The organism is Massilia sp. MP_M2 (genome assembly GCF_039123635.1).
Classification (GTDB): Bacteria; Pseudomonadota; Gammaproteobacteria; order Burkholderiales; family Burkholderiaceae_D; genus Telluria.
The window spans coordinates 144888-156791 of sequence record NZ_JBCHJF010000004.1; the positions used below are offsets into that span (position 1 = coordinate 144888).

General features: G+C 65.9%; 11 protein-coding genes. 5 read left to right on the forward strand and 6 right to left on the reverse strand.

The window, feature by feature from the left end; translation table 11 throughout:
- Positions 1-105: 105 nt before the first annotated feature.
- From RCH14_RS10985 to RCH14_RS10995, 3 genes are all read right to left on the reverse strand, one after another.
- On the reverse strand, positions 106-1431 hold the full coding sequence (locus tag RCH14_RS10985) for a sorbosone dehydrogenase family protein (protein ID WP_343026154.1): 1326 nt from the start codon (positions 1429-1431) through the stop codon (positions 106-108).
- A 79-nt stretch (positions 1432-1510) separates the two neighbouring features.
- Positions 1511-2794 carry an MFS transporter gene (locus tag RCH14_RS10990; RefSeq protein ID WP_343026155.1) on the reverse strand — a complete coding sequence of 428 codons (1284 nt, stop codon included), beginning with the start codon at positions 2792-2794 and terminating at the stop codon, positions 1511-1513.
- A gap of 29 nt (positions 2795-2823) precedes the next feature.
- Positions 2824-4218 (reverse strand): lysine 2,3-aminomutase, encoded by a 1395-nt coding sequence (locus RCH14_RS10995; protein WP_343026156.1) that lies wholly within the window; start codon positions 4216-4218, stop codon positions 2824-2826.
- Between the two features lie 288 nt (positions 4219-4506).
- On the opposite strand from RCH14_RS10995, the gene RCH14_RS11000 reads away from it, so the two are divergent.
- Together RCH14_RS11000 and RCH14_RS11005 are read left to right on the forward strand one after the other, a co-directional pair.
- Positions 4507-4968, forward strand: coding sequence for a cache domain-containing protein (locus tag RCH14_RS11000; RefSeq protein WP_343026157.1), 462 nt, complete (start codon positions 4507-4509; stop codon positions 4966-4968).
- 80 nt (positions 4969-5048) lie between these two features.
- Positions 5049-6755 (forward strand): methyl-accepting chemotaxis protein, encoded by a 1707-nt coding sequence (locus RCH14_RS11005; RefSeq protein WP_343026158.1) that lies wholly within the window; start codon positions 5049-5051, stop codon positions 6753-6755.
- On the opposite strand, the gene RCH14_RS11010 is transcribed toward RCH14_RS11005, so the two are convergent.
- Positions 6752-7324 (reverse strand): DNA-3-methyladenine glycosylase, encoded by a 573-nt coding sequence (locus RCH14_RS11010; RefSeq protein WP_343026159.1) that lies wholly within the window; start codon positions 7322-7324, stop codon positions 6752-6754. The genes RCH14_RS11005 and RCH14_RS11010 overlap by 4 nt on opposite strands.
- 161 nt (positions 7325-7485) lie before the next feature.
- On the opposite strand from RCH14_RS11010, the gene RCH14_RS11015 reads away from it, so the two are divergent.
- The 3 genes from RCH14_RS11015 (at position 7486) to RCH14_RS11025 (ending at position 9919) form a co-directional block, all read left to right on the forward strand.
- Entirely contained in the window at positions 7486-8343 is an 858-nt protein-coding gene (locus RCH14_RS11015; protein WP_343026160.1) for an HDOD domain-containing protein, read from the forward strand.
- Between the two features lie 65 nt (positions 8344-8408).
- Positions 8409-9605 carry a tetratricopeptide repeat protein gene (locus RCH14_RS11020; RefSeq protein WP_343026161.1) on the forward strand — a complete coding sequence of 399 codons (1197 nt, stop codon included), beginning with the start codon at positions 8409-8411 and terminating at the stop codon, positions 9603-9605.
- A gap of 29 nt (positions 9606-9634) precedes the next feature.
- Positions 9635-9919 carry a hypothetical protein gene (locus tag RCH14_RS11025; RefSeq protein ID WP_343026162.1) on the forward strand — a complete coding sequence of 95 codons (285 nt, stop codon included), beginning with the start codon at positions 9635-9637 and terminating at the stop codon, positions 9917-9919.
- Positions 9920-9964: 45 nt separating this feature from the next.
- Here RCH14_RS11025 and RCH14_RS11030 read toward each other — a convergent pair whose 3' ends face one another.
- Together RCH14_RS11030 and RCH14_RS11035 are read right to left on the reverse strand one after the other, a co-directional pair.
- Positions 9965-10474 (reverse strand): DNA-deoxyinosine glycosylase, encoded by a 510-nt coding sequence (locus RCH14_RS11030; RefSeq protein ID WP_343026163.1) that lies wholly within the window; start codon positions 10472-10474, stop codon positions 9965-9967.
- Between the two features lie 85 nt (positions 10475-10559).
- Entirely contained in the window at positions 10560-11831 is a 1272-nt protein-coding gene (locus tag RCH14_RS11035; protein WP_343026164.1) for a glucan 1,4-alpha-maltotetraohydrolase domain-containing protein, read from the reverse strand.
- Positions 11832-11904: the final 73 nt, after the last annotated feature.

An 11904-nucleotide genomic window follows, 5' to 3' on the forward strand; every position in this document is an offset into this window, starting at 1 on the left:
GGTGATCGACAGCGTTTCCCGTCTCGTGCCGGATGATCTGGCCGCCAACCATCACCGCGTGGGCGGCGAAGCCGTCCACCCTACGAACTGGCGATCAACTGGCAATCAGCCGGCGTCCGGCACCACCCGCCAGATCACGTTGCCAACATCGTCAGCCACCAGCACCGCGCCTTTCTTGTCCACGGCGACGCCCACCGGCCGCCCCTGCGCCTCGCCATCCTTGTTGACGAAGTCACTGAGGATGTCGACTGGCTTCCCGTTCGGCATGCCATCCCTGAACGGAATGAACACGACGTTGTAGCCCGAGCGCGGCTTGCGGTTCCAGGAACCGTGGTTGCCGATGATCGCGCCGTTGCGGTACTGGGTCGGCAGGAGCGTGCCTTCATAGAACGTCAGGCCCAGCGCGGCCACGTGTGCGCCCAGCGCGTAGTCGGGGACGATCGCCTTGTCCACCAGGTCCGGGCGCTGCGGCTTGACGCGCGCGTCGATGTTCTTGCCGTAGTAGCTGTACGGCCAGCCATAGAAGCCGCCCTCTTTCACCGACGTCAGGTAGTCGGGCACCAGGTCGCTGCCGATTTCATCGCGCTCGTTGACGACCGTCCACAGCGCGCCCGTGTCCGGATTCCACGCCATGCCGTTCGGATTGCGCAAGCCAGACGCGAACACGCGAACCTTGCCAAAACCTGCGCCGCTGGCGAGGTCCACTTCGAGGATCGCGGCGCGGTTCTTTTCGGCGTCCATGCCATTCTCGGCGACGTTGCTGTTCGAGCCGACCGTGGCGTAGAGCTTCTTGCCATCCTGGCTAGCGATGATGTTCTTGGTCCAGTGGTGGTTCAGCCCGCCCGGCAGCGGCGCGACCGGCTGCGCCGCCTCCGTGATCTCGGTGGCGCCTTCCTTGTAGTTGAAGCGCACGATGGCATCGGCATTGGCCACGTACAGCATGTCGCCCACCAGCGCCATGCCGAACGGCGAATGCAGATTCTTCAGGAAGACGGTTTTCAGCTCGGCCACGCCGTCACCATCGGCATCGCGCAGCAGCGTGATGCGGTTCGCGCTCGGCACGCCGGCGCCAGCGCGGGCCATCACCTTGCCCTGTATCCAGTTGCGAATCCCGCCGGCGTCCGGCTTGGCCGGGGCATTCGATTCGGCCACCAGCACGTCGCCGTTGGGCAGCACGTACACCCAGCGCGGATGGTCGAGCGCCGTGGCGAAGGCGTTCACTTCCAGGCCGGCCGCCGCCGTGGGCATCACGCCCGCGGGCCAGCCGGTGGCCTTGGCGATGTTGACGGTCGGGATCAGGGTCTTGTTGGGCGCCTTGAGCTCGGGCTGCGGCCCGACGTCGGCGCCTTGCGGCAGCGTCGACTTGTCGCCGCAGGCGGCCAGCAACAGGATGGTGGCGCCGGCGCACAGGCGCGGAAGATGATGTCGCATGGAATTCCCCAAAAAATACATAGTGGGGAAATATTATATTGACAAAACACTAAACCATGTTCGTTACGCCCAAGCAATATCAGGTGGTGCGCGACAGCGCCCCACTGCGGCGGCGTGCATACTGCCACAACCCTGGCACCTGGATCAGCACCAGCAGCGCGAATGCACAGCGGTAGGCGGCGGCGGGCGCGTGGCCCAGCAGGTCGGGCTGCCACAACCCGATCACCACGCCGAACCCGGCCTGCACCAGGAAGGCGCCGATGAAGATCAAGAGGTTCAGGAACGTGGCGGCGCGGCCGGTCAGGGCCCGTGGCATCGACTGGGCCACGATCGCGTAGTCGATGCCGGTTACGGTGCCCGCCAGCGTGAACATCACCGACAGCCACGGAAAGCTGGGCCGGTAGCCGATCACGAACGCCGCCTGAATCAACACGAACATCGTGATGCCGGCCGCCGCCACATCGAGTGGCGGCATGCCGCGCCGCCCGGCCCACTCGGTGATCATCCCCACCGCGATGGCGCCGAACACCACCGCCGCCATGCCCAGGTACAGCAGGTAGGCGACGGCGTCTTCCGGGTACAGCGCCACGTCGGCCAGCCAGCGCCCGATCCACAGGCCCTGCACACCGAAGAACACCGCGTGCGGCGCCAGCACCAGCGCCACGACCGCGCGAAAACCGGGCGCACGCCAGACCTCGCGCAGCGCCGGTAGCACCTGCAACGCCGGTGATATGGGGCCGTGGCCGGGCACCGCGTCGTCAGGCTTCGGGTACAGCAGCGCAATCAGCAGGCCCGTGCAGGCGACCAGTGCGGCCAGCAGCAGGAACAGGCCGCGCCAGTCGGTGTACTCGAGCATCGCGCGCACCGGCATCGTGGCGCTGGCCGCTCCCATGCCGCCCACGGCGATCAGGTAGCCGTGCACCGACGGCAGCCGGCTTGGTGCGATCCAGGTCGACAAGGCCTTGACCGCCGCCATAAAGCAGCCACCCAGGCCGCACCCCATGACGGCGCGCGCCACCAGCAGGCTCCAGAAGCCCCCGCCGCGCGCGAACAGCACCGCGCCACAGGACGCCACCAGCAGCATCGTGACCTGCACCCGGCGTGGCCCGTAGCGGTCCAGCGCCATCCCGACCGGCAGCTGGACCAGCGCGAACGCAAAGAAGAACGCGCTGGTGAGCAGCCCCAGTTGGGCCGGCGTGAGCGCGAGCGCGCTCGCCAGTTGCGATGCCAGCACCGCGTTCACGTTGCGCAGCAGCGAAGACAGGTAATGCCCAAGCGCGAACGGCACGAACACGTACACGAACACCGCCAGGCCGGACAGGCGCGCCGGAGCAGGTGCAATGGAGGTGGCGGCGGGCTGCATGGCGCGGGCTCTCGCTGAGCGTCGTACGGTTACGCTGCGTCGGGCTGGGCGTGGCCACGCTGGCCGGCCGGCACCAGCGGGATCACGCGTCCGCCGGCGCCCCGCAGCGGTCCGCCGCTTTCCGTCTCGAAGAAGAAATGATCGCGCCCGAACGCCGGTTTCAGGTGATCGAGCCAGGTCGCCTTGGCATCGTATTTGGCAAAGAATGGCCGCCGCACCCATTCTGGATTGCGGGCCTGCAAAAACTGCAGCGCGAACAGCTTTTCACCATTGATGGTGACCACGCCGTCGATCACGACCTTGCCGGGAAAGGCGCTCATCGACGGTCCGCGCACGGTGCGCGACAGACCAGAGACCATCGAATAGGCTTCCTGGAAGATCTCGTGGGCGCGCGCCAGCGGCAGTGCGAAGTAATCGCGCGGGCCGGTGTCGCGCTCGACGAACATATAGTACGGAATCGCGCCCAGGCGCACGCCCGTGGTCCACAGCTCGGCCCAGCTTTTCGGGTCTTCGTTGATGTGGCGGATCAGCGGGCCCTGCATGCGCAGCGTGGCGCCGGTGCCGACGATGCGCTTGACCGCCTGCTGCGCGATCGGTGCGCGCAGTTCGACTGCGTGGTTGTAGTGGCCCATGATGGCCAGGTTCTTGCCGCTGGCGACCACCTTCTCGAACAGGCGCATCAGATCGTCGCTGTCCTTGTCCGACACGAAGCGCTGCGGCCAGTACGCGACCGCCTTGGTGCCGATGCGGATGTTCTGGATGTGGTCCAGCTCGGGAATCAGGAGCGGCTCGAGAAATTCGGCCAGCGAACGCGTATTCATGATCATCGGGTCACCCCCGGTGATCAGGACGTCGGTGACCTCCGTGTGCACCTTCAGGTAGTCCACCAGTTCGCCGCACTCGCGCGCATCGAACTTCAGGTCGTCCATGCCAACGAACTGCGGCCAGCGGAAGCAAAAGGTGCAATAGGCGTGGCAGGTCTGGCCGGCGCTCGGGAAGAACAGCACCGTTTCCTTGTACTTGTGCTGCAAGCCCTTGAGCGGCGCATCGTTCACGCGCGGCACGTTGTGCGTCATCTGGCCGGCCGGGTGCGGGTTCATGCGCATTCTGATCGCGTGTACCAGGCGCGCGATCGCGGCGTCGTCCTTCCTGACCAGCACCAGCTCGCGCAGCTGCTCGTATTCAGGGCCAGGCAGCATGTCGCGGTGCGGGAACGTCAGCCGGTAGATCGGATCATCCGGCACGCGCGACCAGTCGATCAGCGTATCCATCACATACGCATTGGTGCGAAACGGCAGCACGTGCGAGACCACCTGCACGGCTTCCTGCAGCTCGGGCGTGAGCCACGCCCATTGGCGCGCGGTCACGATCGACTGGCGCGTGAAGGGCTTGAACTTGGTAGGCGTCGTTGCAGTCGTGTTCACGAAGATCTCCAGAAGAAGACGAAGGGAAAGCCGGCGGATTGCCGGAAAGAACCCATCTTAGGGAGACCGAACGGACAGCAATTGCCATCAATCAATGAGACGGTGTCTGACAACATGAATAGGACAATCACGGGCTGCTGTAGGAAAAAGTGCGGCATCGGCGCAACGTCGGCCGGGCGATTTCCAAGGCCTTGTGCGCGCGCAATCCGGCACGGGCACGCGCCGCTAGAGTAGTGAATGCACTTAAGCAATATTTCTGATGCATTTAACGCGAAAGGACACACCACCATGAAACTGATCGCCACTGCCACTGCCGCCGCCCTGTGCCTGGGGCTGGCATCGACCGCCGCCCTGGCCAATGAACCGACCGAGAAGGACGCCATCGCCATGGCCGAGCGCGGCGCGGCCCTGATCAAGGCCAAGGGCAAGAATGAAATGATGAAACGCATCAACGCCAAGGACCCTGAATTCGTCCAGGGCCCGTTGTACATCGACCTGCGCGACGTCAAGACCGGCATCGTGCTGGCCCACCCGTACAACCCGTCGATCGTCGGCAAGGACCTGACCGACGTGCCCGATGCGAACGGCAAGAAGTACCGGCGCGAGATCATCGAACTGGCCGCCGCCAAGGGCAAGGGCTGGGTCGATTACCAGTACAAGAATCCGACCACCGGCAAGATCGAGCCCAAGACCACCTACATCCTGCTGGTCGACGGCGTGGTGCTCGAAGCGGGCATCTACAAGAAATGAGCCTGCGCCGGCCTCGCGCATCCCCTGTTGTCGCTGCCGTCGCCCTGCCCGCGATGGCAGCTTTTTTTGTGGAGTAACCCATGCTGAACAAACTGCGGATCGGCCAGAAACTGCTGCTGGCCCCGGGCCTCGTGCTCGTGCTGCTGACCATGCTGTCGGGCGCCGCCTATTACGGCATGGTGCGCCAGAACGCTTCGCTGGAACACATGGTGCAGGTGCGCGCGGCGCGCCTGCAGGCGGTGGCCGACGTCGCCGGCGAGGCGCGTTTCGCCCACGCCAGCGCCTACCAGTTGCTGGCCTGGACCAACGGCAGCTTCGCCCAGAACCGCTTGAGCGCGCTGACGACCGACATCGGCCGCCGGCACGCCGCCATCGGCGACAAACTGGGCAAGTTCGCGCACGCCGCCGAGCGCGAAGAACGCGCACCGGTCGAGGCATCGCAGGCGGCGCTGGCACGCTATCGCAAGGCGATCGGCGAAACAATCGAGATGGCGGCCGTGGACCAGTCGATCGCCACCAATGCGATGCAGAAGGCCGAGCAGCAGTTCGGCGCGCTCGACGCCGCGCTGACGCAACTGGCGCAGATCGAAAAGACCATGAACCAGGAAGCCTACGCCGCCGCCAGGGCCGAATTTCGCACGCTCGGTGGCACCATGGCGGGCCTGGTGCTGCTGTCGATCGCGCTGTCGCTGGCGGTGACGATGCTGGTGCGGCGCGCCATGCTGGCCGGGATCCATTCGATCGCGCATTCGGTGGGCGAACTGGCCGAAGGCCGGCTCGATGCCCCGCCGGTGGGCGCGCAGGGCCGCGACGAAATTGCCGACACCGGTCGCGCGCTGGATCACACGATCGCGCGCCTGAATGCCGCGCTGCGCAGCGTGATGACGGCGGTGCGCTCGATCGACACGGCGTCGCAGGAAATCGCCACCGGCAATATGGACCTGTCGAGCCGCACCGAGATGCAGGCCAGCTCGCTCGAGCAGACGGCCAGCACGATGGAGACCTTGACCATGGCGGTCAAGGACAACGCCAGCAATGCGCGCCAGGCGTCCGAGCTCGCAGCCGAAGCGGCGCAGCTGGCCGCGCGCGGCGGCCAGGCGGTACAAGGCGCGGTGACGACGATGGAATCGATCCAGGCCAGCTCGCGCAAGATCGTCGAGATCATCGGCGTCATCGACGGCATCTCGTTTCAGACCAATATCCTGGCGCTGAATGCCGCGGTGGAAGCGGCGCGCGCCGGGGAACAGGGGCGCGGCTTTGCCGTGGTGGCGTCCGAAGTGCGCACGCTGGCGCAGCGCTCGGCGGCAGCGGCCAAGGAAATCAAGGGCCTGATCGCGGACTCGGTCAGCATCATCGACCGGGGCAACGCGTCGGTCAGCGAAGCCGGCGCCAGCATGGGCGACATCGTCTCGTCGGTGCGCCAGGTGAACGACATCATCGGCCGCATCAGCATTGCCAGCACCGAGCAGGCCGACGGCATCGCCGACGTCAATCGCGCGGTCGGGCAGATGGACAGCATGACGCAGCAGAATGCGGCGCTGGTCGAACAAGCCGCAGCGGCGGCCGAAAGCCTGCACGAGCAGACCGTCAACCTGGCCAGGGCCGTCGCGATCTTCCGCATCGCGCCGGACAACAGCGAGGTAGAAGAGGTGGACGCGCAACCCGAGGACACGCTGGCGGCAGGCTTCCAGGGCGTGGCCGAGCGGCGCAGCCGCGTCAGCACGATGCGCGCGAAGCCGGTGCCGGCCCTGCCGCCAGCGACAGCGCGCCGCCGCGGGTCCGCTTAGCGACGAATTGGCCGGCTCAGAAAACGCGAGCCGGCCAGGCCGAAACGCCACGGCACGTCGACCGCCTTCGAGATGCCGATGCGCGCGCCCTCCACGACGACCAGTCCCGGCGCTGCCGGCAGCAAGGCAAACGACGCACCCGCCAGCGCCATCCCATCGTGCGCACGCGTCACGCCCAGCGCCTGACACAATTTGCCCGGCCCGGAACACAGCGCGCGCTCATCAAGCGCAGCGCGGCGCGCGCGCATGATGTCCAGTCCCGCCACCGGTTCCAGCGCGCGAATCAATACCCCGGCGCCATGCCCTGCGTGGCGGCACACGAAGTTCAGGCACCAGTGAATGCCATACGAGCGGTAGACGTAGGCATGCGCGGGCGGGCCGAACATCGAAGCATTGCGCTCGGTCTCGCCGGCAAACGCATGCGAGGCCGGGTCTTCGCGGTCATACGCCTCGGTCTCGACGATGCGCCCGCCAACGCCATCGAGCAGCACCGTCACGCCGATCAGCTGACGCGCCACGGTGGCGGCATCGGCTGAAAAATCAATTCCTGCAATTGTCGAAATGGCCATGCGACGATTCTAGCGCGCACGTCAGTGCCTTGGCGCTATGGTGGAATTGCCACATGAACCAGTCGATTTGTACATTGCCTTGCTGCAATATTTGGTCGGCTCGCGTATAGTGACACGCTCCCCCGCAACGTCCGAGATACTCTCTCGCGCCCCGCCATTTCATGAATACCGTCGTCGAGTACGCCCCCCAAACCGACCAGGTCGATGCCCTGATCAAGTCGATCCGCATTCCGCCGCGGCCGAGCCTGCTCGCCGACCTGCAGCGCGAGCTGGCGGCTGACGATCCATCGCCCGACGCCATCGGCAGGATTGTGGCCAGCGACGTCGGCATGTCCGGCGCCCTGCTCAAGCTGGCCAATTCGGCCGTCTATGGCGGCCGGCGCAAGGCCAAGTCGATCGAGCAGGCCATCCTGTTCCTGGGGATTAACCAGGTGGCGGCCCTGATGACCGGACTGCTGGCGCGCCAGGCAATTCCCGTCAACAGCGCCGCGCTGGCCAACTTCTGGGACCTCTCGACCCGCCGCGCGCATGCAATGGTGTTCCTGACCCGCCGCCTGCGCATGGGCGAGGCCGACGTGGCGCACACGTTCGGCCTGTTCTGCGACACCGGCGTGCCGCTGCTGATGGACCGCTTCAAGGATTACGACGTGACCTATGGCGCGGCGTCGATGGAAGCCCACCGCCCGTTCACGGATCTCGAGAACGAGCGCCACTCGACCAGCCACGCCGCGATGGGCTGCCTGCTGGCCCGCAACTGGGGGCTGTCCGACAACGTGGCCTGGGCCATCCTGCACCATCACGACTACGCCGTGATCGACGATGCCGCCACTGCGGGACCGGTACGCTCGCTGATCGCGCTGTCGCTGCTGGCCGAGAACGCGATCTGCCGCTACCAGGGCCACGCCGAGTCGAACGAATGGAACAAGGGCGGCGTCGCCGCCTGCGCGTATCTGGGAATGTCCGACGAAGAAACCGCCGAGATCATGGACGAACTGCTGGAAGCGTTTCACGAAGACTGAGCTTTGACTTCGCCCGCAAGGGAGCGGATACTGCCTTGTCGGTACGCTCGTTTGCAGGAGGCGCCATGCGCGGGGTCTTGTTCGGTTGGCTGTCGCTCGTTTGGCTGTCGTTGTCCATGTTGCTGGCCGGCTGCGCCAGCCTCGATCCTTCACCTGCCCCACCAGCGGCATTGTTTGCCGATGCGCGCTTCGCGCCACCGTCAGAACCCATCGGCGCGCACGACCTGTTCGCGCTCAGCCCCGCGATGCGCACATACCTCAACAGCAGCGCATTCACGTCGCGCCTGCGCGTCAAGGGCATGCAGCACGGCCTGGTCGATGCGCTCTACAGCAAGTCCGACCTCAAGCTCGAGTACGAATCGACCATCACCCGCACCGCCAGCCAGACCTACGCCGCGCGCATGGGCAACTGCCTGTCGCTGGTGATCATGACCGCCGCCTTTGCCAAGGAGCTCGGCATGCCGGTGCGGTTCCAGAGCGTGGACGTCGACAACACCTGGAGCCGCACTGCGGGCCTGTACCTGTCCAGTTCTCACATCAACGTCAACCTGGGCGAACGCCCGGCCGACGCGCCGCGCGGCTACCACCCGCAGCGCGTGCTGGTCGTCGATTTCATCCCGCGCGACGAGGCCGCGCGCCTGCGCACGCGCGAGCTCGAAGAAGACGACATCGTCGCCCTCTTCCTGAACAACCGCGCCGCCGAGGCGCTGGTGCAGGGCCGGCGCGACGACGCCTACTGGTGGGCGCGCGCGGCCGTACTGGCGCGGCCCGGCATGGCGAGCACGCTCAACACGCTGGGCGTGATCTACCAGCGCCATGGCGAAGCGGCGCTGGCCGAGCGTGCGTTCCAGGCGGCGCTGGTGCGCGAACCCGAAAACCTCTCGGTGCTGCGCAACCTGCAGCCGGTGCTGGTGGCGCTCGGCCGGCCGCTGGAAGCGGCGGCGCTGGCCACGCGCATCGCGGCGGTCGATCCGACGCCGTCATACCACTATTTTGATCTGGGCACGGTCGCGCTGAAGGCCGGCCGGTATGACGATGCAGTGGCCCACTTCGCGCGCGAGGTGCGGCGCGCGCCCTACAACGACGAGTTCCGGTTCTGGCTGGGCGTGGCCCATCTGCAGCTGGGGCACGTGCGCGAGGCACGTGAACAGATCGCGCTGGCGGTCGATCACAGCACGCGCCAGGACATGCGCGAAGTGTATGCGGCGAAGCTCGCGTATCTGCGGAAGATCGCGGCGGGGACCGGGACGCATATCCGGTAAAACGGCGCGCACAAACGAGGCACAATCCCATGTCAACGATCTCACCGAGACTTCCCGATGAACTCAAGCAGCGCGCGATCGATGCTGCGCACGTGCTTGGCATCAGACCGCATGCATTCATGGTCGACGCAATCCGGCAAGCCGTCCATGCGGTCGAGAAGCGTGCTGCCTTCGTTGCACACGCTCGTGACGCCAGAGCAGAGATGTTGGCGGAGAGCCAGGGCCACGCGGCCGACGACGTGCGCGCCTTCCTGCGCAGCCGCCTGACAGATGCCGCAGCAACCAGGCGTAGCAAGACAGCATGGCGCAAATAAGCGACACAATCTGCACGCTCCCCCGCGTGGAACGACTCAGCGCCGTCAGTCCGCCAGCAAGCGCTGCCAGGCCAGCAGCTTTTGCGCGAACGGCATCGCCGCATACGCGGGCGAGGTCGATGGCAGCAGGACCGTCCGATAGCCGGCGTCGGCAAATTGCTGTGCAAACTTGCCCGCCGTCTTGCCATTGAAGCCGACAGTTTCAAGCAGCGGACAACGCTCGCGCAGCCGCGCGAAATCGTTCGCGGCCGGTGCGCGGATGGCGGAATCGAGACTGCCTTTGCGCTCGCAGGCACCCAGCACATCCCACAAGCCGATGCCGTGCGCCAAAAGGCGCGGCAGGCGCTCGTCGTAGGGCAAGCCGGCCAGGTCTTCGCCCGTCAGGTGCGACAGGATCGGCCACAGTAGATTGCGCGGATGCGCATAATACTGCCCAGCCGCCAGCGACGCGGCGCCCGGAAAACTGCCCAGCACGAGAATGCGGGTAGTAACGTCGATCACGGGCGCGAGGCCGGTGAGCGGTGGAACAGGAACACAAGCAGATGCGATGGACATGGAGCCATTGTAGCGGCGCCCAGCCGCAGCACGTCGACGACCGGCCGCCGTGGCCGGCAGCCGGTACGTCACACACAGCGGATCCTTACTTCATCCACACCGCGTAATTGCTGCCCGACGTCTGCAGCACCCAGCCCGTGCCGGCCGGGCTCCAGGCGTTTGGCCCGATCTTCATCGCGAGCTGGCGCGTGTTGCCCGTGACGACTGCCGCGTACAGTCCCTGCGCCGCCTGCTGGATCGCCACTGGCGACGTCGAGGTCACACCGGCTGCCCGGCGCGCCGCCATCAGCGCGGCGATCGGCGTCTTCAGGCCCCAGTTGTAGATGTGCGGGTAGTACACGGTTGGAATGCCCGGGTGGCTCAGCACATAGGCGTAGCCCTGCATCACCGCGCCGCATGGCACCGCCCAGTGGTTCTGGCCGTTGCCGCAGCTTTCCGACGGCCCGGTATCGTGGTTGTCGACGAACGTCACTGCCATCGCCGGCCACCAGCCGATGGCGCCCTGCGGCTTGCCGGAAGCATCCTTCAGGCGCCAGTAATTGCCGTTGGCCAGCGCGTCATTGAGCAGGCCCTTGGTGGTGAAGTCGAACGCGCCGCAGCTGTTACTCGTCCCGTTAATCCAGTTCATGATTTCCTGGCGGTGCGCATCGACGTTGTTCAGGTTCAGGTCGTTCCACAGCTCGCCGACGCAGAATTCGGCGTTGAAGGCATTGGCATACTGCCCGACGTAACTGGGGCTGAAGCCGCGCACATAGTCCACCCGCATGCCGGTAAAGCCCACCGGTTTGAGCGTGTAGTTCAGCCACGTGGTGATGCCGTTCTGGACTTCGCCGACGTTGCGGTGGTCCAGGTCGCGCCCGCCATTGAAGCCGAGCGCCGTATCGGCGCTGCCCAGGCCGCAGTTGCACTCGTCGTTGTTGACGATCGAATACACGGTCCAGTTGGGATTGGTGAAATCCGACCAGCCGGTGGTGCCGACGCGGTGGTTGACGACGACGTCGGCCACCGCCTTGATGCCACTGTTGGTGAAGGCCCGCACGACGTTGGTCAGCTCGGCCGAGCTGCCATAGGCCGAATTCAGGTTGTTCAGCTGGCGCGGCAGATAGCCCTGCGAGGCCGCCGAATCGGACGGCGGCGGGAACCAGACATGGCTAAAGCCCATGGTTTTCAGCTCGCCCACATTGCCCTGCAAGGTGTTGTACCAGTTCGGGCTCCTGGCGCTCGACGAGTTCCAGTGGAAACCCTGCAGCAGCACGGCAGAACTATTGCCCGACTGGGCAGGCGGGGTGGCGGCGAGGGCCGGGTTACTCAGTGCCACAACGCTGGTGGCAAGCATGGCGATGATGCTTTTCTTCATTTTGTCTCCTCCGGTGGAATTGATATGTTTCAGTCTGTCAAGACATCGACGAACGCAATGCTGACCACGTAGA

Excerpts from the sequence above, each read along its gene's own strand:
- RCH14_RS10985 (WP_343026154.1), bottom strand. The coding sequence starts at position 1,431 with ATGCGACATCATCTTCCGCGCCTGTGCGCCGGCGCCACCATCCTGTTG.
- RCH14_RS10990 (WP_343026155.1), bottom strand. The coding sequence starts at position 2,794 with ATGCAGCCCGCCGCCACCTCCATTGCACCTGCTCCGGCGCGCCTGTCC.
- RCH14_RS11000 (WP_343026157.1), top strand. The coding sequence starts at position 4,507 with ATGAAACTGATCGCCACTGCCACTGCCGCCGCCCTGTGCCTGGGGCTG.
- RCH14_RS11005 (WP_343026158.1), top strand. The coding sequence starts at position 5,049 with ATGCTGAACAAACTGCGGATCGGCCAGAAACTGCTGCTGGCCCCGGGC.
- RCH14_RS11010 (WP_343026159.1), bottom strand. The coding sequence starts at position 7,324 with ATGGCCATTTCGACAATTGCAGGAATTGATTTTTCAGCCGATGCCGCC.
- RCH14_RS11015 (WP_343026160.1), top strand. The coding sequence starts at position 7,486 with ATGAATACCGTCGTCGAGTACGCCCCCCAAACCGACCAGGTCGATGCC.
- RCH14_RS11020 (WP_343026161.1), top strand. The coding sequence starts at position 8,409 with ATGCGCGGGGTCTTGTTCGGTTGGCTGTCGCTCGTTTGGCTGTCGTTG.
- RCH14_RS11025 (WP_343026162.1), top strand. The coding sequence starts at position 9,635 with ATGTCAACGATCTCACCGAGACTTCCCGATGAACTCAAGCAGCGCGCG.
- RCH14_RS11030 (WP_343026163.1), bottom strand. The coding sequence starts at position 10,474 with ATGTCCATCGCATCTGCTTGTGTTCCTGTTCCACCGCTCACCGGCCTC.
- RCH14_RS11035 (WP_343026164.1), bottom strand. The coding sequence starts at position 11,831 with ATGAAGAAAAGCATCATCGCCATGCTTGCCACCAGCGTTGTGGCACTG.